The sequence below is a fragment of the Psychrobacter aestuarii genome (assembly GCF_904846035.1).
Classification (GTDB): Bacteria; Pseudomonadota; Gammaproteobacteria; order Pseudomonadales; family Moraxellaceae; genus Psychrobacter; species Psychrobacter aestuarii.
Window position 1 is genome coordinate 852,497 of the sequence record NZ_CAJGYT010000001.1, and the last position, 23,308, is coordinate 875,804.

Annotated in this window: 23 protein-coding genes; 15 read left to right on the top strand and 8 right to left on the bottom strand. The window is 51.0% G+C overall.

The annotated features are described in order from the left end of the window. The first annotated feature begins 38 nt into the window (after positions 1-38). The 4 genes from JMW05_RS03505 to JMW05_RS03520 all read left to right on the top strand — a co-directional run bounded on the left by JMW05_RS03505 (position 39) and on the right by JMW05_RS03520 (position 3,101). On the top strand, positions 39-686 hold the full coding sequence (locus JMW05_RS03505; RefSeq protein ID WP_201504012.1) for an anthranilate synthase component II: 648 nt from the start codon (positions 39-41) through the stop codon (positions 684-686). A gap of 7 nt (positions 687-693) precedes the next feature. Then, positions 694-1,437: a lysozyme inhibitor LprI family protein gene (locus tag JMW05_RS03510; RefSeq protein WP_201504013.1), complete on the top strand. Its 744-nt coding sequence runs from the start codon at positions 694-696 to the stop codon at positions 1,435-1,437. Between the two features lie 79 nt (positions 1,438-1,516). Beyond that, positions 1,517-2,239 carry a DUF2971 domain-containing protein gene (locus tag JMW05_RS03515; RefSeq protein ID WP_201504014.1) on the top strand — a complete coding sequence of 241 codons (723 nt, stop codon included), beginning with the start codon at positions 1,517-1,519 and terminating at the stop codon, positions 2,237-2,239. A 49-nt stretch (positions 2,240-2,288) separates the two neighbouring features. Continuing rightward, on the top strand, positions 2,289-3,101 hold the full coding sequence (locus tag JMW05_RS03520) for a restriction endonuclease (protein ID WP_201504015.1): 813 nt from the start codon (positions 2,289-2,291) through the stop codon (positions 3,099-3,101). Between the two features lie 213 nt (positions 3,102-3,314). Here the strand turns inward: JMW05_RS03520 and JMW05_RS03525 are convergent, their stop codons facing one another. The 4 genes from JMW05_RS03525 to JMW05_RS03540 all read right to left on the bottom strand — a co-directional run bounded on the left by JMW05_RS03525 (position 3,315) and on the right by JMW05_RS03540 (position 6,799). Continuing rightward, on the bottom strand, positions 3,315-4,061 hold the full coding sequence (locus JMW05_RS03525; RefSeq protein ID WP_201504016.1) for an amino acid ABC transporter ATP-binding protein: 747 nt from the start codon (positions 4,059-4,061) through the stop codon (positions 3,315-3,317). A 48-nt stretch (positions 4,062-4,109) separates the two neighbouring features. Continuing rightward, positions 4,110-4,832: an amino acid ABC transporter permease gene (locus JMW05_RS03530; protein WP_227691423.1), complete on the bottom strand. Its 723-nt coding sequence runs from the start codon at positions 4,830-4,832 to the stop codon at positions 4,110-4,112. Further along, positions 4,832-5,665 (bottom strand): amino acid ABC transporter substrate-binding protein, encoded by an 834-nt coding sequence (locus tag JMW05_RS03535; RefSeq protein WP_201504017.1) that lies wholly within the window; start codon positions 5,663-5,665, stop codon positions 4,832-4,834. The genes JMW05_RS03530 and JMW05_RS03535 overlap by 1 nt, the downstream gene beginning before the upstream one ends. Before the next feature lie 390 nt (positions 5,666-6,055). After that, on the bottom strand, positions 6,056-6,799 hold the full coding sequence (locus tag JMW05_RS03540) for a UTRA domain-containing protein (protein ID WP_201504018.1): 744 nt from the start codon (positions 6,797-6,799) through the stop codon (positions 6,056-6,058). A 229-nt stretch (positions 6,800-7,028) separates the two neighbouring features. Here JMW05_RS03540 and hutU point away from each other — a divergent pair, with 229 nt between their 5' ends. The 11 genes from hutU (at position 7,029) to JMW05_RS03595 (ending at position 18,493) form a co-directional block, all read left to right on the top strand. After that, the gene (hutU, locus tag JMW05_RS03545) at positions 7,029-8,729 is read left to right on the top strand and encodes a urocanate hydratase (protein WP_201505506.1); all 1,701 of its coding nucleotides are present in this window, start codon (positions 7,029-7,031) and stop codon (positions 8,727-8,729) included. Between the two features lie 97 nt (positions 8,730-8,826). Further along, positions 8,827-9,285: a hypothetical protein gene (locus tag JMW05_RS12000; protein WP_227691424.1), complete on the top strand. Its 459-nt coding sequence runs from the start codon at positions 8,827-8,829 to the stop codon at positions 9,283-9,285. Positions 9,286-9,552: 267 nt separating this feature from the next. Beyond that, entirely contained in the window at positions 9,553-11,115 is a 1,563-nt protein-coding gene (hutH, locus tag JMW05_RS03555) for a histidine ammonia-lyase (RefSeq protein WP_201504019.1), read from the top strand. A 90-nt stretch (positions 11,116-11,205) separates the two neighbouring features. After that, complete coding sequence (gene hutG, locus JMW05_RS03560; RefSeq protein WP_201504020.1) at positions 11,206-12,285, top strand: formimidoylglutamase; 1,080 nt, start codon at positions 11,206-11,208, stop codon at positions 12,283-12,285. Continuing rightward, a complete protein-coding gene (gene hutI / locus JMW05_RS03565) occupies positions 12,278-13,576 on the top strand; it encodes an imidazolonepropionase (RefSeq protein ID WP_201504021.1) in 1,299 nt (432 codons plus the stop codon). Before hutG ends, hutI begins: the two co-directional genes overlap by 8 nt. Positions 13,577-14,224: 648 nt before the next feature. After that, on the top strand, positions 14,225-14,587 hold the full coding sequence (locus tag JMW05_RS03570; protein WP_201504022.1) for a roadblock/LC7 domain-containing protein: 363 nt from the start codon (positions 14,225-14,227) through the stop codon (positions 14,585-14,587). Positions 14,588-14,702: 115 nt separating this feature from the next. Then, positions 14,703-15,197, top strand: a complete 495-nt coding sequence (locus tag JMW05_RS03575) for a PAS domain-containing protein (protein ID WP_201504023.1) — start codon at positions 14,703-14,705, stop codon at positions 15,195-15,197. A 3-nt stretch (positions 15,198-15,200) separates the two neighbouring features. Then, the gene (locus JMW05_RS03580; protein WP_201504024.1) at positions 15,201-15,956 is read left to right on the top strand and encodes a PhnD/SsuA/transferrin family substrate-binding protein; all 756 of its coding nucleotides are present in this window, start codon (positions 15,201-15,203) and stop codon (positions 15,954-15,956) included. A gap of 145 nt (positions 15,957-16,101) precedes the next feature. Further along, on the top strand, positions 16,102-16,749 hold the full coding sequence (locus tag JMW05_RS03585) for a hypothetical protein (protein ID WP_201504025.1): 648 nt from the start codon (positions 16,102-16,104) through the stop codon (positions 16,747-16,749). A gap of 112 nt (positions 16,750-16,861) precedes the next feature. Next, the gene (locus tag JMW05_RS03590; RefSeq protein WP_201504026.1) at positions 16,862-17,476 is read left to right on the top strand and encodes a hypothetical protein; all 615 of its coding nucleotides are present in this window, start codon (positions 16,862-16,864) and stop codon (positions 17,474-17,476) included. 330 nt (positions 17,477-17,806) lie between these two features. Next, positions 17,807-18,493, top strand: coding sequence for a class I SAM-dependent methyltransferase (locus JMW05_RS03595; RefSeq protein ID WP_201504027.1), 687 nt, complete (start codon positions 17,807-17,809; stop codon positions 18,491-18,493). Position 18,494: 1 nt separating this feature from the next. On the opposite strand, the gene JMW05_RS03600 is transcribed toward JMW05_RS03595, so the two are convergent. Genes JMW05_RS03600 through JMW05_RS03615 form a run of 4 tightly spaced genes read right to left on the bottom strand, consistent with a single transcriptional unit; the run spans position 18,495 to position 23,295 of the window. Beyond that, on the bottom strand, positions 18,495-19,073 hold the full coding sequence (locus tag JMW05_RS03600; protein ID WP_201504028.1) for a GNAT family N-acetyltransferase: 579 nt from the start codon (positions 19,071-19,073) through the stop codon (positions 18,495-18,497). Then, positions 19,073-21,238: a transglutaminase family protein gene (locus tag JMW05_RS03605; protein WP_227691425.1), complete on the bottom strand. Its 2,166-nt coding sequence runs from the start codon at positions 21,236-21,238 to the stop codon at positions 19,073-19,075. The genes JMW05_RS03600 and JMW05_RS03605 overlap by 1 nt, the downstream gene beginning before the upstream one ends. A 35-nt stretch (positions 21,239-21,273) precedes the next feature. Continuing rightward, positions 21,274-22,293, bottom strand: coding sequence for a DUF58 domain-containing protein (locus tag JMW05_RS03610; protein WP_201504030.1), 1,020 nt, complete (start codon positions 22,291-22,293; stop codon positions 21,274-21,276). Positions 22,294-22,326: 33 nt separating this feature from the next. Further along, positions 22,327-23,295, bottom strand: a complete 969-nt coding sequence (locus JMW05_RS03615) for an AAA family ATPase (protein WP_201504031.1) — start codon at positions 23,293-23,295, stop codon at positions 22,327-22,329. Between the last annotated feature and the right edge of the window lie 13 nt (positions 23,296-23,308).

Below are 23,308 nucleotides of genomic sequence, written 5' to 3' on the forward strand. Positions count from 1 at the left end.
TTTATAGTTACCCAGTGATGCGACAAAGAGTGTATACCATGAATGTTTTGATTATTGATAATTACGACTCGTTTACCTTTAATTTATACCAATATGTGGGCGAGATTTTGCAGACGTTGGACGGAGAAAAACAGCCGCAAGTCAAAGTGGTGCGTAACAATGAGCTGACCTTAGAAGAGGTGCAAGCGCTCAACCCTGATAGAATCATCATCTCCCCTGGTCCTGGTGCACCTGATGACCCTGCGTACTTTGGCATTTGTGGCGAGGTGATTGAGACGCTTGGCAAGACCACGCCGCTGCTGGGCGTTTGCCTTGGTATGCAGGGCATCGCGCACGTGTTCGGTGGCGATGTGGTGCGCGCGCATATCCCGATGCACGGCAAAGTCTCTGCCATCCGTCATGATGACGCGGGCATCTATCACGGCTTGCCGCAAGGTCTGGAGATTATGCGCTATCACTCCTTGGTGGTCAAAGCCGACACCCTGCCTGAGTGCTTGCAGATTACCTCGGTCGTTGCCAATGCGGACAATGGCGCGCTGGACTTTGACAAATCGGCGCTGAGCGGTGATGAAATCATGGGCGTAAAGCACAAAGACTATCCAATTCAAGGCGTGCAGTTTCATCCTGAGTCCTTTGCTACCGAAGGCGCCAAGCGTTTGCTGAGCAATTTTTTATTGCAGGCGTAGGTTCGTTATGTTTGTCACAGATTCAAAAAAATTGAGCTTATTTAAGCGCGCCTTATTATCATTTGGCGTCATGCTCGCGTCTTCTATCAGCTCGGCTGCTGCACCGATAAAGACAAACTTTATATTGGGCATGGACGTTAACGGTCAACGTCTAAACCTCTACCAAGACTGCGAAGAAGGCAGCGTGACTTGCGACGATATGCTATTGATTGCCCCTGACTTGCAGCGCTTGGGGCTGACCAAACCGTCTGATCAAAATCTTTATACGTCACCCTACCGCGTAAAACTATACCCTGCAAAGACTGTGCATAGCTTATGTAAAGATGGCGTGAGCCCCTGTCGGTTTCATGGGTATAGCTTCGAGGGCGCAGGCATCAAAGGATTTATAGATCCAGCGTACAACACGATACAGATCGAAAACGATCGGACGGCGGCTGATAATACCGTCGATTATGTGGAAAATACCACGTATTTGCCACTGACAGCGCAAGCCTCATTGATTGACAGTATATATAAAGCTTCTGATAAAAAATTAAACGATAGCTATAAGGGGACACTGGAGGAAGTCAGACAACTCTACGGTAGCGAAATGGTCGGCGATCTAAAAAAAGAGCAAATCCAATGGCTAAAGCAGCGCTCAAAAAACTGCGGTGCTGATGCGAATCATCTGCCAAGGACACAAGCGGAAAAAGTGTGTTTTATTCAGCAAAATAATCTACGAGATCGAGCATGGTTTTTGTGGATTGATTAAGGCGTGTCCTAATTTGTAGAATGGACGTATTGTATAAGCTGATGACTTAGTAAAATGTGTGAAAAAACTGGGATATATTATGAACTTTATTGGCGATGAACCCAATACTACAGAGCCATTGTGGCGATATTTTAAAATAGACAGACTAATAGATTTCTTGACCACTGGTGAGTTGTACTTTGCTTCGGCTCGTGAGTTTGATGACAAGTTTGAGGGAGCTGTCGCCATAGTATCTCCAGAATATAAAACAGATCCACGCTATACAAGAACTGAAGGTACTGAAAAAGCTTTTGAAGAATTAAAACGTTTGACCAAAGTAAGTTGTTGGCATAGATCCTTATACGAAAGTGATGCCATGTGGCAGTTATATGCCGATGAACGCAAAGGTGTAGCTATACAAACCAATTTAGATAAAATAAAAAATTCCATAAAACCGTTTAGATTAAATCCTGCATATGCTGAAGAAAGTCTATACTTTGGCAATATCAAATATATTGATCTTACCAAAGTAAGATTGAAAGTTAGTATGATAGAACGATTTTGGTATAAGCATACAGCTTTCGATTGGGAAAAAGAGTTTCGGCTAGGCATTTCTTTTCGATTAGCAGAAGAGTTTGGAGCAAAAGTACCTGAGTACGGTATAAAAGTTAAATTTGAAATAGTTGATCTGATTGAATGTATTCATCTTGGACCATTTTTACTAGACTCAGATATTGAGAGGGTTAAAAAAGTAGCTATTGAAAAGGGTATTGGTGATCGAGTTCATATATCAAGCTTAAAAGGTATACCACGATATACATAAAATAGATAAAACGCTTTGTACGCTTAACTAAAAAGGTGCGGTAAATACTATGATTGATAATCCATATCCTGATAAATGGCAAGACCTTCAATTAGGCGTAGACAGAATATGTCGTAATGTCGGCTTACAGTCAAAGGTTGAAGTAGATGTATCTACCCCTCGTGGCTCCGTTAATGTCGATGTTTTGGCTGTTGACGAACTGAGCTTGGACAATATCAAATATATTGTAGAATGCAAAAACTGGAGCTCATCTATTCCTCAGTCTGTTGTACACTCATTTACGACTGTTATGCATGAAACTGGAGCCAATATTGGATTTATTATTTCTAAGCATGGGCTGCAATCTGGAGCGAAGGAGTATACGAGAAACACAAATATCGTTGGTCTAACTTATTTAGAATTTCAGCAACGATACTTTGAAGCTTGGTGGACAAGATATTTCTGTCCTCGTGTTGGGGACGCTGCGGATCGTGTTTTACAATACACTGAAGAATTCAATCGTCACCGTGATAGAGAGTACGACAAGCTTTCTCAAGAAAATAAGGATTTATTTGATCAGTTGCGTGCAAAATACCGTGTATCTTCGTTTATATTGGCAATGTTTAACCTACCTAGTATAAGCACTAAAATTGATACAGGCACGTTACTTACTCCACCTTCTGACCTAGAAAGTTTTAAAATAGGAGTCTTATCTATCATCACACCAGAAGTTACATGGTATGGCACGACTTTTCGAGAGTTGTTAGACGATATTTTGCAATACCTTCTAGATGCAGAGGAAAGTTTTAACTTACTATTTGGAAAGTATATATTTGATCCCACTCCAATTAGTGGCGTAGGAGTAGATGGACCATCTATTTAAATGCCTGTTTAAGATAAAAATTTTTACTTTGAGTGTGATAGCAGACTCCAAGAATCATTAGCAATGATTACAAAGGCTACGTTTCGAACGTCTATAATAGCCTACCGATCACGAATAAGAGTATGTACACTACACTGTAACTATCTAGGGAACTCAAATAATAGACATAAAAAAAGCCCTAAATGGGCTTTTTTTATAACTAAAAGCACAACGCTAATTCTGATCGATACGCTGCAAAAACGCCTGCGTACGCGGATGCTCGGAGTCTTCAAACAGCTGCTTGGCGCTGCCCTCTTCGACCACGTAGCCGCCTTCCATCAAGACCACATGGTCGGCAACGTCACGAGCAAAGTTAATCTCGTGCGTGACCACCACCATCGTCCAGCCTTCAGACGCCAGCTGCTTCATGGTCGCGAGCACATCTTGCACCAATTCAGGGTCAAGGGCGCTGGTCGGCTCATCAAAGAGCAGCAAATCAGGCTCAATCGCCAGCGCGCGGGCAATCCCGATACGCTGCTGCTGTCCGCCTGAGAGCTGAAACGGGTACAAATCTGCCTTGTCCGCAAGACCCACCTTTTCGAGCAGGGTCAGTGCGTCTTTACGCATCTCGGCTTTGTTTTTGCCTTGTACGACGACAGGACCGAGCATCAAATTGTCAATCGCGGTCTTATGCGGAAACAGATTGTACGACTGAAATACCATGCCTGACTTGCGCTGCAGTGCCAGCAGGGTTTTTTTATTGGGCTTTTGCGCAAAGTCCACGCTCAAGCTGCCATCATCAAAGCTGATCGTCCCTTGGTCGGGGGTTTCTAGCGCATTGAGGCAGCGTAAAAAAGTGGTCTTGCCTGAGCCTGATGGCCCTAAGATGACCACCACATTACCCTTTTTGACCGTCAAATCAATGCCCTTTAACACCTTATTGTCGCCAAAAGCTTTGTGAATATTTTTGATGTGAATCATAGCCATTCCTATCGTTGTGCCAGTGATGCCAAGGGCGACGCCTCGGCGTTACTTTGCCACGTAGCGGTCGAGGCGGGTCTCGATTTTGCCTTGCAAGAAACTTAAGAACAAGCAAATGCCCCAATAAATAATCGCCGCTTCGGTATATACCAGCATAAATTCATAGTTACGGGCGGTGATAATCTGCGCTTGTTTAAACAGCTCGGTGACCAGCACCAGCGACGCTAGCGAGGTTTCTTTAACCAGTCCAATAAAGGTGTTGGACAACGGCGGCACAGACACGCGCAGCGCCTGCGGCAAAATCACATGGCGAAAGGTCTGCAAATAGGTCATGCCCACGGTCGCGCCTGCTTCCCACTGTCCTTTTGGGATGGACAAGATAGACGCACGCACCGTCTCGGACGCATACGCGCCAATGTTTAGCGAAAAGGCGATAATCGCGGAGGGAAACGGGTCAAGCTTAATCCCCACATTGGGCAGACCGTAGAAAATGATAAACAGCTGCACCAGCATCGGCGTCCCGCGAATGGCAGACACATACACACGCGCCAAGCGATAGACAATCTTATGCCATAGGCTGGTGCGCGGTACGATACGTATCAGCGCCACGAACAGCGCGATACACATACCGATAGCAAAGGAGATGAGCGCAAGCGGTATCGAATAATAAATACCGCCTTTGAGCATCGGCCAAAACGAATTAATGACAATCTCTGCCCGATCAGGCGTCATAAAGGGCAAGATGGCCAGTAGGTCAGTAAGCCAAGTCATTAGTTTTGCTTGCTTATATCAGTGCCAAAGAATTCTTCACTGATTTTGGTCAGCGTGCCGTCTTGCGCAAGCTCAGCCATCGCGTCATTGATTTTTTTCAGCACGTCTTCATTGCCTTTACGCAAGATGATGCCTGAGCCTGTTTTTTCTGCGGCAGGCGCTTTGAGTTTAATCTCAAGACCGCTGTCTGGCGTCTTTTTCAAGTAGTCGAGTACCGCAAGCTCATCGTTCATGGTCAAGTCAGCGCGGTCTTGTTTGACCAGCTGCACCGCTTGTGCCATACCGTCTACAGGTACGACAGTCGCGCCGTATTTTTCTGCCAGCTCACCGTAGTTACTACTGAGCGACTGCGCTGATTTTAGCCCTTTTAGCGACTCCCACGCGTTATAGCGGTTGTCTTCTTTTTTCGCCAGTACCACAGCGCCTGACCAGCTGTAGGCGGTGGCTTTGTCGTATTTGGCTTCACGCTCAGGTGTGGTCAGGGCAACTTGGTTGGCAACCATATCAAAGCGCTCTGAATCCAGACCCGCCAGCATCGCGTCCCACTGGGTTTCTTTAAATTCAACATCCACGCCCAGTTTGTCAGCGACGGCGCGCGTGACTTCGACATCATAGCCTGTCAATTTGCCACTTTCGTCATGATAAGTGAACGGCGGGTACGTGCCCTCGGTACCGACGCTGATGGTGCCGCCGTTGTTGATGCGCTGAATCAAATCAGAACCCGCATCTGTGCTGGCGTCCGCAGCAGTGTCGGTGTTGCCTGATTGGTTACAAGCGGCAAGTAAAGCGCTGCCTGCAATAATCGGCAGTAGGGTTAAATAACGACGTTTCATGAAAAATCCTTGTGTCAATGGATAAACCTATCGCGGCAGCGCATGCGCTTTGCTGTATGCGGCGTACTCTCACGTGTTTGACCCTCGAGGTCAATATAACCACGTAATAGCATCATCAAGCGGGTAAGCAACCAGCCAAGCCGCGCTCAATAGGAAGTGCGTGTTGGCTGTCGTCAGCCGCTGAGCGATAGGTCGAATAAAGGTCTGTGCGTATGGCTGCACAATCTAGGGGCGGCGCGACTATTTTTCAATAGCCACTGACAAAATCACAGCACGATAAGATGGATGCTGGATGATACCGATGCGCCATCGCGACTGCTTGATTGCTACTAACAATCCGCCTGCCGTGGCGCTCAAGTATGTATTGTATACGCAACTGCCTATAGAGTGCTATAGCTCGCCTGTGAACTGATAGCGCTCGCCTGCATGCCACATGCGCACCACGGTCACGCTTTGCCCTGCTGAGTAGGTCTGGCGGCACAATACCAAGGCGGGCGACTGCGGCGGGATTTGTAGGGCTTTTGCAATCTCAGCGTTGGCGGGTTTTGCGCTGATGGTATAGCTGCCGCGCTCTAGCGGGATTTTGGCGACCAGATAGTCACTGGTGTTGACCACAGTAAAATCTTGGTCAATAAACTGCGGGACGCGCTTGGCATCGACCCAGCGCTCTTCTAATTGAATCGGCTCACCGTCAGCAATGTGCAGGATTTTGACTTCATAAATCACAGGCGTGTTTGAGGTGTCTGCTGGCACGGCTGTTTGCTCGATATGAAATTTATGACGCAGCCAGTCATCGAGCATATCTGCGCTCAAGGCGCGCTTGGTGATGACCTGCGCTTCATAGGCGCGGTTCGCCGACTTTAAATCCTCAGCGATGTTACGCACCTCAACAAAGGTATGATTGAACTGCTGCTGCGCCACAAACGTGCCCGACCCCTGTCGCCGCTCAAGCACCCGCTCTTCACTCAGCTCTTTTAAAGCGCGGTTCACCGTCATACGCGAGACGCCGAACTCCTCCGCGAGCGCCATCTCGGTCGATATGGCCGTCCCCGCCGCCCATGTGCCTTGATGAATGTTGCTTAAAATGGCTTGTTTGATGCGTTGATACGCAGGAATGGGTTTGCTCTTGGTCATGGCAGGCTCACTGTGCGCAAATAAATCTATGATAGCACGGCCGTTGGCAAGCTTTGTCTCTGATATACCTACCATTTTTATAAAAAATATTAACAAAAACCTTAGCGCATAAAAAAAGTGCTTGCATGGCGACTTTTTCCTTGATAATTTGTATATACAAATAAAGCTATGGAACAGGCAGCCACGTTTGCCGCCCACTACTCGCCCCTCATATGATTAAGGAATGATGATGACCAAGCACACCACCTATACCCGCCGTGACGAAAGCCGAGACATCAAAGCACCAACAGGCACGACGCTTACCTGCAAAAGCTGGCTGACCGAAGCGCCCTATCGTATGCTACAAAACAACCTACATCCAGACGTGGCAGAGAATCCAAAAAGCCTTGTAGTGTATGGCGGCATCGGGCGTGCGGCGCGTAACTGGGAAAGCTACGACCAAATCTTGGCATCATTAAAAGAGCTCGAAGACGACCAAACCTTGCTTGTGCAATCGGGCAAGCCTGTTGGCGTGTTCCAAACGCATAGCGATGCGCCGCGTGTGTTGATTGCCAATTCAAACCTTGTGCCCCGCTGGGCAACGTGGTCACACTTTAACGAGCTAGACCGTAAAGACTTGTTTATGTACGGACAGATGACCGCAGGCAGCTGGATTTATATCGGCACACAAGGCATCGTCCAAGGCACATACGAGACTTTTGCCGAAGCAGGTCGCCAGCATTATGACGGCAGCTGGCGTGGGCGCTGGATTTTGACCGCAGGTTTGGGCGGTATGGGTGGCGCGCAGCCACTTGCCGCGACCTTTGCAGGCGCAACCTCACTGAACATCGAATGTCAGCAATCAAGCATTGATTTTCGTCTGCGTACTGGCTACGTGGACAAGCAAGCCCGCGACCTTGACCACGCGTATGAGCTGATTGAGCAGCACACCAAGGCAGGCGACGCCATCTCTATCGCGCTCCTTGGCAACGCGGCGGACATCTTGCCAGAAATGGTCAAGCGCGCCCAAAACGGCGGCATGAAGCCTGATTTGGTCACCGACCAAACCTCAGCGCACGACCTCATTAATGGCTATCTGCCAAGCGGCTGGAGCGTGGACGAATGGAAAGCGGCGCAAGAAGACCAAAGCCAACATGACAAACTGACCAAAGACGCGGCACAATCATGTGCGGTACACGTGCAAGCGATTTTGGACTTTCAAGATATGGGCGTGCCTGCCACCGATTATGGCAACAACATTCGCCAAGTGGCGTTTGATGAAGGCGTTCAGAATGCCTTTGATTTTCCAGGTTTTGTCCCTGCCTATATCCGCCCGCTGTTTTGCCAAGGTAAAGGACCGTTTCGCTGGGTGGCGTTGTCTGGCGACCCAGAAGACATCTACAAAACCGACCAAAAAATCAAAGAGCTGTTCCCCGAAAACACGCACGTACACCGCTGGCTGGATATGGCAAAAGAGCGCATTCAGTTCCAAGGCTTGCCTGCGCGTATTTGCTGGCTAGGACTGGGCGAGCGCGACAAAGCAGGGCTTGCCTTTAACGAAATGGTCAAAAATGGCGAGCTAAAAGGTCCTATCGTCATCGGTCGTGACCACCTCGACACAGGCTCGGTCGCCAGCCCCAACCGCGAGACCGAAAGCATGAAAGACGGCTCGGACGCGGTGTCGGATTGGGCATTATTAAACGGTATGCTCAACGTGGCAGGCGGCGCGACGTGGGTATCCCTACATCACGGCGGCGGTGTGGGCATGGGCTACTCGCAGCATTCAGGCATGGTCATTGTCGCAGACGGTACAGAGGCGGCAGAAAAACGTCTGGCACGCGTGCTGGTCAATGACTGCGGCTCAGGCGTCATGCGTCATGCGGATGCAGGCTACGAGCTGGCAATTAAAACGGCGAAAGACTACGGCTTAAACTTGCCGATGATTGACTGATCATCAGCCGCAGCTCAGCCAAGCGCTCGCGTCTGTGATGGCAACAAGCTCACAGACGCTATATCGCTACTAGAATACCCTTATCAAGGAGGATAAGATGACAAACAACAGCCACAGCTCATTGCCAAACGAGACCGACGCACATGCGGATACCTCAAAGGTAGCAACCGAGGGTGCAACGCTACAAAGCGCGCCTCTCTTGCCAAGCACTGAGACACTAGACACGTTCGAGGATGACAGGCCGCTATTGTCGAAGACTCGCGGTATCGTACAGCTGATTGTGTTTAGCGCCATTGGGCTGGTGATGTTTTTTGTGCCGTTTACCATTGGCGGTAAAAGCACCATCTTATTCGACCACGGCGCGACCTATTTGGTCAGCCAACAGCACACCTTAGCGGTGATTTTGCTGTTTTTATTGATGCTGTACGGTGTTGCCAAACCCTTTATTGACAAGTCATGGCACGGTACTCAGCATTTTATTGGCGGGCGCATTTGGACAGCTGGCACTGGCGCTACATTGGCTGGGATAAATACAATTTATTCTTTATACAACTGATATGGCGTGATTAGACGGTATTTTTCGTAGCCTCTGGAAACATCGTCACAGCAAGCAAGAAAAATACCATCTAATCGCATACTACCAGTTTAAAAACTAGATAATAAACACGGCGTGGTTGAGAAAAAAGACAACTTTTGACCACCATATTTTTCATAAAAAATCAGGCAAGTTGGCAGCGCCGTTAAACGCCGCCTACTTGCCAAAAATATATACCGCCCGCAGCACGGGCGCACCCACAAAAAAGTACATGACAGGAGCACCACCATGACCGAGCAGACCAACCACTTTGAGATTGTCCCCAAACGCATCAGCTTTGCCCAACTGCGCCGCATTTATAACGCGCCTGTACGCGTCTCGCTGCCTGATAGCGCTTACGCGGCGATTGATGACTCACACGCCAACGTTCAGACCATCATTGCCCGTGATAAGAGCGCCTATGGCATTAATACGGGCTTTGGTCTGCTTGCCAAGACACGTATTAGCGATGACCAGTTGGAGCTATTGCAGCGCAATTTGATTATCTCGCATTCGGTCGGCACAGGGGAGCGCCTGCCTGATGGCGTAGCGCGTCTGATTATGGTCATGAAGGTCGCGAGCCTCGCACAAGGCGTGTCGGGTGTGCGCCGCGTGGTGGTTGATGGTCTGCTGGCGCTAATCAATAACGACATCATTCCCAATATCCCTGCCAAAGGCTCGGTCGGCGCGTCAGGGGATCTTGCGCCATTATCGCACATGACTTTAGCCTTGATGGGTGAAGGCGATGTGTACGTCAATGGCGAAGCGGTTGCAGCGGCTGACGCACTGGCGGCAAAAGGGATTGAGCCAATTACTTTGGCAGCCAAAGAAGGCTTGGCGCTGATTAATGGCACGCAAGTCTCGACCGCCCTTGCGCTGCGCGGTTATTTCTTAGCCCAAGATTTATTAGAGTCCGCGACCGTGGTCGGCTCGCTGTCGATTGATGCGGCAAAAGGTTCAGATGCGCCGTTTGATGCGCGTATTCACGAGGTGCGCGGGCATCATGGACAGATACAGATTGCCAAGACGCACCGCCACCTAATTGAAGGTAGCGAGATTCGCGCCTCGCACCAAGGCGATCACGACAGCCGCGTGCAAGACCCGTACTGCCTACGCTGCCAGCCACAGGTGATGGGTGCGTGTCTAGACATTATCAATCAAGCGGGCAATACCTTGCTGATTGAAGCCAACGCGGTGACGGACAATCCGTTGATTTTTAATAATGAAGACGGTCCTGTGGCGATTTCTGGCGGTAACTTCCATGCCGAGCCTGTGGCATTCGCCGCTGACATTTTGGCATTGGCGATTGCGGAGATTGGCGCGATGTCTGAGCGCCGCGTGGCATTGCTGATTGATGCGACCTTATCAGGCTTACCACCGTTTTTGGTGGAAAATGCAGGCGTCAACTCAGGCTTTATGATTGCGCACGTGACCGCCGCCGCGCTCGCCTCTGAAAACAAATCCATCGCCCACCCTGGCAGCGTGGACAGTATCCCAACCTCTGCCAACCAAGAAGACCACGTATCGATGGCAACTTATGCCGCGCGCCGTCTTTTTGAGATGGCGCACAACAGCGCGACCATCATCGGTATTGAGCTGCTCGCAGCCGCTCAGGGTATCGACTTTCACCGCGACCTTGCAACCTCAGCACCGCTACATACCGCGCATCAGCGCTTGCGTGATGAGGTGAGTTTTTATGACAAAGACCGCTACTTTGCCCCTGATATCGAAGCGGCAAAACAGCTGGTAATGAGTGGCGCACTCACCGAGCATTGGCAAGCGTTGCGCGCCGACTGGTATCACGCCCACTAAGATTTACCGCCACGCGCACTGCTGCTTTTAGGGTGCGCGTTGGCGTTTATCGCTTAGAATAGGTTTAGCAAAAATATAAGGAAACGCTTTATGAGCATCAGCGTACAAACGAGCGCGATGGACACCCGTCTTTGGACAGGTCGCGCCGAGCCTTTTGAGAGCGCACGCGCCCGCTACTGGTATCAAATCGCCGCGCCATACAGCGCGCAGGCGGTCGGGCTGGTGGGCTTTGCCTGTGACCAAGGGGTACGCCGCAATCAAGGGCGCGTGGGCGCGAAAGACGCGCCGCCGATGATTCGCCAAGCCTTTGCCAAACTGCCCATCACAGCGGCAATCCAGCAGCGCTATAGTAATGACAATGCTTTGGCTCAGCTGCTCGGTGACGCAGGTGACATTCATTGTATCGATGAGGATACGCTGACCGATGACGTGCTAGAAACTGCCCAGCAGCAGTATGCCGACACAATGACGCAAGTGCTTAATCAAGGCGGCTTGGCGGTCGGTCTTGGCGGCGGTCATGCCATTGCTTACGGCAGCTTTTTGGGTTTATGGCAGCATTTGACTGTTAATAATAATAAAGGTAACAACGAAAACAACGCCAATAAAAACAACGACCAGCTACCACGCATCGGCATCATAAACTTTGATGCGCATTTGGACTTGCGCCAAGCGCCTGTGGCAACCTCGGGCACGCCGTTTCGTCAGATTAGCGAGCACTTAGACGCGCATGGACAGCCGTTTCATTATTGCTGCATTGGCGTCAGTCGTTTTTCCAATACCGCTGCCTTGTTTGACCGCGCCGAGGATTTACAAGTGACCATCATCAGTGATGAAGATTGCGCCGAGCAGCCGTGGGCAGAGATTGCCGCGCAGATAGATGCCTTTATGGCAGGTATTGACGTGCTGTATATGACCATTGATATGGACTGCTTCCCCGCTGCCACCGTGCCTGGCGTCAGCGCGCCCGCCGCTTATGGCATCGCCCTGCCCTTTGTCGAGCGCTGCACTCAGCATCTTTTTGCCACAGGCAAAGTCAAAGTCGCGGACATCGCCGAGATTAATCCTGCCTTTGATATCGACCAGCGCAGCGCCAAAGTTGCCGCACGCTTGTTGGCACTGATTATCGAGCAGCAGGTTCTAAACCCATCAAAGGAGACGTTGCATGACTGATAATTCTAATATTAATAACAACAACGACCGATTTCGCCACTTTGACAGCATGATTATTAACGCCAATGTCGCGACTTTTTCAAAAGAGTATGGCTTTCACTTGGCAAAGCAAAAAGACGACAACGCCGAGCTATACGGACAGCTGTTTGATGCTGCCATTGGCATTAAAGACGGACGCATCGCGTGGCTGGGCGCACAGCAAGACATCGCGCCGCATCTGCATGATTACAGCAAAGCCAACATCACCGATGCCAAAGGCGGCTGGGTCACCCCAGGGCTGATTGATTGTCACACGCATTTGGTCTATGCGGGCAATCGCAGTAATGAATTTGAGGCAAGGCTGCATGGCGCAAGCTATCAAGACATTGCCAAACAAGGTGGTGGTATCGTCGCGACCGTACAAGCCACCCGCGATGCCAGTATGGATGACTTGCTGGCGCAAAGTGAAAAACGCTTGCAAGCGCTATTGGCAGAAGGCGTCACCAGTATCGAGATAAAATCAGGCTACGGTCTGAACCTTGAGACCGAGCGTAAGATGCTGCAAGCCGCGCGCATGCTCGCGGACAAATACCCTGTGCATATCCGCACCACTTACCTTGCCGCACACGCCCTGCCCGCCGAGTATAAAGCGCGCAGCGATGACTATATCGACGCGGTGTGCGACTGGATGCAGGTACTACACAGCGAGGGTTTGATTGATGCGGTCGATGGCTTTTGTGAAAACATCGCCTTTAGCACCGCGCAAATTAAGCGCGTGTTCGATACCGCACGCGCGCTCGACTTGCCTGTAAAATTGCACGCCGACCAGCTGTCAAACATGGGCGGCAGCAGCTTGGTCGCCGAATACCAAGGATTATCGAGCGACCATTTAGAGCACTTGTCCGAAGCCGACATTCAACAGATGGCGGCGCATGGCACGGTCGCTGTCTTGCTGCCAGGCGCGTTTTATACTTTGCGCGACACCACCTTGCCGCCGATTGATACCTTGCGTCAGTATGGCGTACCGATGGCGCTGTCCACCGACTGTAATCCTGGCACCTCACCTTTGACATCACTGCTGCTCACGATGAATATGGGCTGCACGCTGTTTTATTTAACGCCCGAGGAAGTCTTGGCAGGCACGACCGTTCATGCAGCAAAAGCATTGGGGCTCAACAATAAAGGCAAAATCGAAGTGGGCTGTGATGCTGACTTGGTAATCTGGGACATCGCCCGCCCTGCTGATTTGTGCGCGCAAATGGGACTGAATCCTGCCCAGCACGTCATGTATCAAGGACAGTGGCGCACCTAATGAAAGTGCCTGTCCAAAGTTATCTGTACGCCAGACGTGCTTTACTGTTGGTAGATACAGCATCTTAGTCACAGCATTAAACGGTCACAGCATTAAACGAATACGCCCCGAGAGTGTCGGGGCTTTTTTGTGCCTGTCCTTTTTATTACTGATGCCTTTTGTACGGTTATTCCTACTTGGTCTGGGTAGGCGCTTGAGGCGCTATAACGAGGCAAAGGGTTGATTTAGCAGACTTATGTATTTACCTGACATCTAATCGATATTTAGCATGGTTTGGAGTGAGCGGTATATAAACGGTCTTATTTACCATTTTCTTATACATAGCTCTCTTCTCGTTATTATTTACTTTTATTTAAAGTTGACACAAACCTATAAAAAATTGCATATATTGTCTTTTTTATACATTACCTTGACAAAATTACAGACAAAAGACTGTTATTATAAAATTGGTAAGTAAATGAGGACTTTCTTAGGGGTTTAAAATCGGTGATAAGTGGTTATAATTGGTGCCGTTTAAAGCTTATCTTGCATATAATCATATCAATATAGACAGTAAGGTATTATACTACTTATTTTCCTGCAAAACTATTTTTTAGTTTTTTTGATAGCTCGTATATCCATTCAACCGTCAATGATAGAGATATTTTTATGCGTACCGACTCCTTTCAGCAAGTTTTAGAAGATTTAAATGGCGCATCTGCCGATGTCGAGGCGTCTGCTTTGATTTCGAACGATGGCCTAATCATCGCATCAGCACTGCCTACCAACGTCGATGAAGACCGTGTGGGCGCGATGTCAGCGGCGCTATTGTCATTGGGTGACCGCGCTGGACGCGAGCTTGCGCGCGGTGATATTGATCGCATTATGATTCAGGGGGAGCGGGGCTACGTCATCATGACTTCAGCAGGTGAAGAGGCGGTATTGACCATCATGGCCAAACCCAATGCCAAGCTGGGGCTTATCTTTTTGGATATTAAGCGCGCTGCCGAAGCCTTGGCAAAGCTGCTGTAATATTTAAAATTGTGCGGCGAGGAGTCGAGAGGCGGCGATACAATACGCGCCCAAAATAACCGACCGATGCGCCGAATACTGATAACGATGACAATGATAAGTAAAGGAGTTTAGCATGGGTTCTACACTGTCTGATGCGACAAAACCCGATGTGCCCGCCGAAGCAATCACCATGCATTACCATGATGGTACGTCACGTGTGGTCTACGATTCTGATATCGAGCGCCCCTATCCTGATGGCAAATTGATTGTATCGCGCACAGATTTGGACGGCACGATTACACATGTGAATGATGCGTTTGTAGAGATTAGCGGCTATACCGAAGACGAGCTGATTGGCAAGCCACACTATATTTTGCGCCACCCTGATATGCCAAAAGCCGCCTATAGCGACTTGTGGCAAACGGTAGAATCAGGCAACAAATGGCATGGGTATGTCAAAAACTTGTGTAAAGACGGCAGTCACTATTGGGTCTATGCCACCGTCGTACCGAACGTGCGTCGTGGTGAGACCGTCGGCTACACCTCAGTGCGTCGTAAGCCTTCGCGCAGCAAAATTGAAGCTGCGATAGCGCAATACGCCGACATGACCCAATATGAGGACAAATAAATCATGACTGACACCACATACCATATGCTAATCGCCCCTGATTTTTCGCCAGAACGTTTTTCTGGTTGGCACATGTTTAACACCTTGCTACAAAAGCGCACTGGGCTGCATTTGCACCTCAACATGCCCGCCTCGCACAAAGAACAAGAGCGCTTGGTGGATGAAGGCACGATACAAGTGATTTACGCCAATCCCTTTGATGCGGCAGACTTGATTCGCAAACACGGCTACCGCGCGATTGCCAAGCCCATTGGTAAGGCAGACGAGATGGTTATCGCAACCGCCGCAAGTAGCGCGCTCAATCACCTTGAAGATTTACCAAATGGCGCACTGATTGCGATGGCGGACAACCGCGATGTGAAGCTGATTGGTTTGCGTCTGCTCGAAGCGGTCGATTTGACCGAGGACGACTTACAGTGGGAGATTACCGAAACCTATCAGGCGGCCGCACGTAAGGTGATTAAGGGCGAGGCGCAAGCAGGGTTTTTCTTATCTGAGATTTATCATGGCTTGTCGCGCTTGACCAAGATGCAAATGCAAGTACTGATTGAAAGCGATATTGCCGACATCAGCCACGTGCTACTGATTAAAGACGACTTTGCCGAGGCAAACAGCTTTACCGATGCGGTATTGAGCTTTGGTCAAGACGAAGATGGCAAAGCGGCGCTCGCTGAGCTGGGGTTTGAGTCTGGCTTTGAGGCGATGAGCGAAGAGGATGCCGAGTTTATGCTGGACTTGATGGAGACCTTGCTCGATTGAGCCTGCCTACATCCAGCCATACGCGCATGATAATGCCGATTGCAGGTCATTATCATGCCGCCCCAGAATACCAAATGTACTGCCTTAACTCATGATGAACCGCATACGGCTCATTGTACTGTGACTGACTATGGAGGATACCCTTATGGCTGATTTTTTGACAGTTAATGAGAGTAAAAACGCGGCGCGGCATACGTTTCGTCACTTTTCTCGTAAGGTTTTCGTGCATCCTACCCATCGTCATTATCATGAGCAGCGTATCAAAGCGGCGTTGTTGCTGGGCGAGCGTGAGCCGCTGCAAGGCGCTATTGCGGACTTCTTTTACGGCTGTTGGTACGATATTCCCTACGATGGCATGGATATTTTTACGGCCATTCAAGGGCGCTTGCACCCACAAATCGAGCAAGCGTTTGTGAACTGTATCAACAAGCTGGACTACATCCGTCACTCCAGCACCTTTGCGACCCGCTGGAGCGTTTTGGTCACGCCCTCGCTCAACGTGCAATCGCACCGCTTGCGCATCAGTAGTGATGATGCCAAAGAGATTGCCAAAAACATCACCGCTGAGCTGATACTGGCGCAGGCGGAGCATGATTCTGCCTTGATAACACAGATTGAAGATGAGTTTTTTGCCCATTGCTTGGCGTGTAATGACCGTTTGGCATTTTCTATCGTGTGGTTTCGTTTGGGTAAGAGCGCTTGGCCGTTTGATGAGCGCTGGCATGAGTGTCAGCAGCGCTTGGAACAAAACATCCATGCTAATAAAGCAGAACAGGCGGACACCGAGGCATGATGCGCACGTTTCATCTATCATCGGTAAGCGGCAACAGATAACACTGCACTGGTGGCAAGGCTCGTCATTGCCGCTTCATCATTGATGCTCTAAGACTTTTTGAGGTGACTTTATGTCTATTTTTGACCAAGCTGACAAGCTGTATATTACCCTCACCCCTGCTGGTGTGTTTGAGGCGTTTTCTCAAAGCGAGCCGACCGCGATGCAGCTGTCACTACAGGCGCTTTTGTCGCATAAAGAGACCATGCTGGTGTCAAACTGGCTGGCAGAATACCCTGAGATGTGGCTAGAGGAGTTTCTTGAGCAAGGTTTTATCGAAAAGCTAAGCAGCTTTTTGCCCGCGCCAAACCTGCCTTTGGATCAGTTTTTGCCTTATGTGGTGGCGAGCCTCTCAGGTAAGCGCCGTGCCGCGATTGCCTCTGACGATGGCTTTTGCTTGGCGCGTATTGGCTACACGCAAGACGAGGCGGACATGCTGAGTGTGGCGGCTGCCGATTTTTCAGGCTTTATGCAGCGGCAGCAATCACGCGGCTGGGCGGTCGAGAGTCGCGCCATCTCCTTTTTTCGTCAGGTTGATTTGTTGATTCCTGATACCAGCTTTGTGTTTTTGTGGATTGATGATGCAGGCTATGCGCTGATTATTGACGGTGAGCCACTAACCAACAATCGCGCCTTTGTTGAGCTGATTTGGGGCATTAAGACCTCTGCGCTAAAATTTGCCAACTGACCCAATATTCAGCCCTAAAGTGGCGTCAAGACAGCGGCGGCAAGACAGCGGCGGCAAGACACATTATCGCTGCTTTAGGGTTTGCTGGTTGTTGTCCTGCGTGTGGCTGTCCGCCGCGCGCTTGGTGTCCGTCATCACACAACAGACGCACCTTTGTAAATAACGGCGCAAAGTAACAGTACCTGCTCTGCAATTGCGGCATACTGAGCGCCTGATGTGCTGTCTTTTATCACCGCGCTCGCCTATTGCCCGCCCTGTCATAAGATACCGCCGTCCTCTCCTCTGGTGTACGCTGCCAGCATTGCCTGTTTGCACCTTTTAGGACTGCTCATGACCCCCTCATTACCGCTACGCGTTCGCTATCAGACCATTGAGATTGGCGATACCGACATTCATCTGTGTACCTTACGCGACAATCAACAGTTTAGCGACCCTGATCATGTCGCACGTGACTTGGGCATTTGCTCTGCCTCGTGGCCGCTGTTTGGGGTGGTTTGGCCGTCCAGCTTGGTGCTTGCCAATCATATGCTCGATTATGAGATTGCAGGCAAGCGCATTTTGGAGGTCGGCTGCGGTATGGCGCTCTCAAGCTTGCTGCTCAATCATCGCGACGCGGACATCACCGCGACCGACTATCATCCAACTGTGGCGCATTTTTTGATTAAAAATGCCGAGCTTAATGACAACAAAGCCATCGCATTTGAGCGTTTGGACTGGGCGGACGACACCAGCGCGCTGGGATTGTTTGATGTGATTATTGGCAGTGATTTATTGTACGAGGACCAGCACGTGGCGCTGCTCGCGGCATTTATTTCCCGTCATGCCAAGCCTGCTTGTGAGGTCATCGTGGTCGACCCAGGACGCGGACGCAAAAACAAGCTGACCACACAAATGGCGACGTTTGGCTTTAGCAGCGTACATACCAAGCCTGTCGATACCACGTATTTAGAGCTGCCATTCAAAGGGCATATTTTGACGTTTTCGCGGGAGACATTGCCCAAGCCAGCGTTAGACTAGCTCACCTATTGGCAGCTGATTGCTGCCACTGCTCACGCGTGATGCTATACAACACATGTTCCGCCAAAGGATGCGAGTCTGCCAATGCAGGATGATAAAAATTTTGCTGACGGTTTTGCATGCCAAGGCGCTGCATGACCCGCTGTGAGGGGATATTGATGGTTGCGGTAAAGGCGACCACCTCATCAAGTAATAACTGTTCAAAGGCGAAACGTAACGCCGCCTGCGCCGCTTCGGTGGCGTAGCCCTGCCCCCAATATGCCTTATCCAGCCGCCACGCCATCTCTACCGCTGGCGCAAAAGGCATTGCCGCATCGGTCTGATTAAGACCCACAAAACCCATAAACTGCCCATCCCTTTTGCGGCACACCGCCCACAGTCCCCAGCCGTTTTGGGCGATGAGCGCTTGGCATTTTTTGGCGATTTTGTCGCTGATATCAGGCGATAACACGTTAGGAAAATAGCGCATCACCTCAGTGTCTGCGTTCAGATACGCAAAGGGCGCAAAGTCGCTGGCCTGCCATTGGCGCAAGTACTGGCGTTCGCTGGTTAAGGTGGCGGGCGGTGTTGTTTTTACCATTATATGGACTGCTTATACACCGCTTGCACATCTACGCGCAGCTGCTTGAGCGCCGCCTGATAGTCCGCGTCTTTGATGTCTTTTTCACTGAGCCGACCGTAGCGCAGCTGCCGATAATGCTGCGCGGTGGTCATTAATGCCTCAGCATGCTGCTGCAGCTCAGTGCTTGTTGCCAAACGCGCCAGCCACGCCAGCTGCCCTTCGCTATCCTGACGCGCAAGCGTGGGCTGCTGCTTGGCAAGCTGCTTTGAGAGCTGCACCAAGGGGCGGTCGGCAGGATGCCACTTTTGGCGGCGGCGATACCAAATGCTTAAAACAATCAAGGTCGCCACTATCAGCACACTGCCCATCAGCCATAGCAGCTGCTCGGTCATGGAGCGGATATTAAACCATTTCAGCAGCGCATTTTCTTGCTTGTCTTGGTCATAGCCGACGATGTCTTTTTGCCAATAATAACTCGCTTGGTCAGAAAAACGGCGCAGCGCTTGTAGCATTTGATACTGCTGGTAGCTGATTTGCGCGCCTGCGCCATCACCAAACATCGCCGCCCCTTGGCTTTCGGTCACCGCGTCCATGCCTGATTCAACACGCTCAGGGGCGACAAAAGCTGTTGGGTCAACACGTACCCAGCCTTGCCCTGCGAACCACACCTCAACCCACGCATGCGCGTCCAATTGGCGCACTTCCCATACCCCGCCGCCACGCGACAATCTGCCGCCCTGATAGCCCGCCACCACACGCGCGGGAATACCAACCGCACGCATCATAAAGGCAAAGCTTGAGGCATAATGCTCACAAAAGCCTGCTTGGGTATTAAATAAAAAGTCATCAATGCGATTGTCGCCGAGCGGTGGCGGCGATAACGTATAGCGAAAGTTGCCTTGATAGATGATGCGCTCTAAGGCTTGGACATAGCGGACAGGGTCGCTGCCCGCCTCAGCAAACAAACGCTTTGCCAACGCGTGCGCTTGCGGGTTGCCTGAGCTTGGCAGGGTCACATTGATGCGCTCGTCACGCTCGCTCAGCTCGGTATCAATACGCATCGACTGCGCGCGCAACACGTCATAGCGGCGCTGCTGCGTCACAGGCTCGCGGTTACGTAAGGTAAAATTGGAGGTTAAGGCTGCTGAGCCATCACTGGGCAGCGGATAATCGAGGGCAAACAGCCAGTTTTGCTGGGTCGGCTCTAGAATAATGCGGTACTGCTCAAGGCTGCGCTGCTCCGCTTCGGGTACGCTGCCCACTGCCTGTTGTAGCCAGAGCGGCGCAGACTCCCCACTGCGCCACATAGTGTCATTGGGATGCGGTCGCCATGTGACGCCATCAAAATCATTGAACACCAAACCGCGCCAATACAGCTGGTTTTGTGCAGGGCGCTCGCCTGTAAATTCAGCGCGAAAGGCAAGCTCGGTCGATTGGCTTAAATTGGCAAAGTCGCCAGGGGACATACTGTCGGACACGCCTGTCTTGGCTTGCTGCCCTGAGAGATTTACCGACCATAGCGGCGGCAGACGCGGAAAAAACAAAAACAGCACCACCAATAAAGGCAATGCCGCGAGTGTCAAAATACCCAAGCTGCGCAAGCGTCCATCACCGATGGCATTGCCATCATCGTTTAGGGCAATAAAAGCAAACAGTACAGTCAATACGCCTGCAACGGCTTGTATGGTGGTCAGTAGCCCTTGATTCATCAAAAACAGCGCAGCAACCACAAACAACGACAAGTTTAGTACCACATAAGCATCGCGGCGCTGATACAACTCCCACAGCTTACTGACCAAGCACAGCACCAAAAATGCAACGCCCATATCGAGCCCAAACGCCGTCTGATACGTCAGCCACAGCCCAAGCAGCCCCAATAAAAATCCAAACATCTGCACGCCTTGGTACCAGCGCTTGAGGGGTCCATAACGGCGCACCGCGCGTTTTATGGCGGGCAGCTGCGCGGCGATACTGATTAGGGCAAAGCCTATTAACCATAAGGGCAAATGCGCGGCGTGCGGCGCAATGACGATGACCTCAGCAATCAACAACCAATGATACGCAGGCAGAGCCAACACACGCTGCCATCGAGAGCGCGCGCCTATCGGCATCGGTGCTTGTAGCCCCATCGCCAAGGTGGCAAAGTGCGTGTCTGTCGTGGTTTCGCTCACGTTATTTGCCATAGCGTCTCTTATATCAGCCATCAATGGTCATGGGGTTATGGCGCTTTTGCCAAGCGGATGAGGCAGGCTTGGACAAAGGCTTCCCCCTGCCCAACCGTATGGTTGTCTGCCTGCGCTTGTGGCAGATGCATCTGAAAGGGTACGCCCAAGCGCCCAAGCATGGTCACCGCATACGCAAGCTCACTCAGCTTATCCTCGTGATGCATGCTTGGCATCTGTACGTAGTGCAGCGCTTGCTCATGACCGACAGGGTCGGCAAAGTGCTTGGTGAACATTCCTTGACCGCGCGCCACATGCGCCCACGATACCCGCGCCAGCGACTCGCCGAGTACATAATCGTCCAAGCGCTCAAAGTCATCCTGCCCTGCCACGTACTGCCCGCCTACCGTCTCATCGTGACCACTGACGCGCTGCGCCGTCTCCTGCCAGTCAAACGCCAGTGGCCTTGGTGTCACCCATGCACGGCGCGCGAAGTACACATACGACCACGCCCGCATGATGCCCAGCGGATAGACCGTACTGATATGCAGGCGCGGCAGTGTCAGCTCACCGCGCTTGTGGGTCATGATGGGCAAGCGTATGGTCTGCGCTGTATCGACACTGGCAAGCACCATCGCATGAGCCGCCTTGCTGCCAGATGTTGCTTTGGCATCCTCACTATGGTCTTCAAATACAAAGCGCAGCTGGCGTCTGGGCTTGCTGCTGCGACTGCTGACCTCGATGGTCGCCCATACAGGCGCGCCCACCTCGGCACTGGACAGCTCAAGCAGACGGACCTGCAAGCCTGAAACGTGGGCAAAGGTAATATGAAAGCCAATCAGCCAAATACTGACCAAATAAAAGCACAGCCCCAGTACCAAGTTATTGCCGTAATTGACACCCGCCACAAAGGTAATCAGCAGCAGCAGCGCAAACAGCATGCCCTCTTTGCTAAAAAAAATGTACACATTGCGCAGGCTCAAACGCATCTCGTCACTGCGCGGCGCACGCTTGGCAAACCAGCGTGCCAGCGCGTCTTTGGGCATACGGGTCAAGGCTGGTGAGAGAACAGGCATAACCACCTTATTGTGAATGCGCTGTGCGCAGGTTTAAGTCAGGATAGACACGTCTTGGACAATGCGCTGAGCGATGGTCTGCGCCGACTGATGATGCTCGATATGCGCAGGCAAAAACGGCTGACCCAAACGGTGGTCAGTGACGGCGGCGAATACCGCTTGCACGTCCTCAGGGGCGACCTCTTGTTGTCCAGACACGTAGGCGTAAGCTTGTGCCGCACGCAGCAGTGCCAATACGCCACGCGGCGAGAGACCGTGATACTCGTTGCTGGCGCGCGTTTTTGCCACCAGTCGCTGCAGATAATCAAGCACCGTATCGGCGACGTACATCTCGGCGACTTGCGCTTGTGCTGCCATGACCGATTCGGTATCGAGCACCGCCGTCATGTTTGCCAATAGGGTGCGCCGACTCTCTCCACGTAACAGCTCGCGCTCTGCTGCAGGTGACGGATAACCAAGCGACAAACACATTAAAAAACGGTCCAGCTGCGACTCAGGCAAAGGGTACACGCCTGATTGCTGAAGTGGGTTTTGTGTGGCAATCACAAAAAAAGGCGCAGGCAATGCGTGACGCTGACCGTCTTGTGACACCTGCCGCTCCTCCATCGCCTCAAGCAGCGCGCTTTGGGTTTTTGGGCTGGAGCGGTTGATTTCATCGGCCAATAACAGCTGGGTAAAAATCGGACCTTTACGAAACGCAAAGTCGAGCTTGCTTTGGTCATAGATACTCATGCCCAAGATATCGGCAGGTAGCATATCATTGGTAAACTGCACACGGTTAAAAGACAAGCCAAGCAGTTGCGCGAGCCCCTGCGCCAGCGTCGTTTTTCCCATACCAGGCAAGTCTTGTAGCAGCAAATGCCCGCCCGCCAGCACGCAGCTGAGCGCCAATTTCACCACATTGGGTTTATCAAGAACGACTTGGTTGAGCGCATTTAATAAGTGCGCCACGCGCTGTTGCTCGTCGGTCATGGACGTACTGTGCTGACTGGCGATAGACATAAGAAAGCCGTTA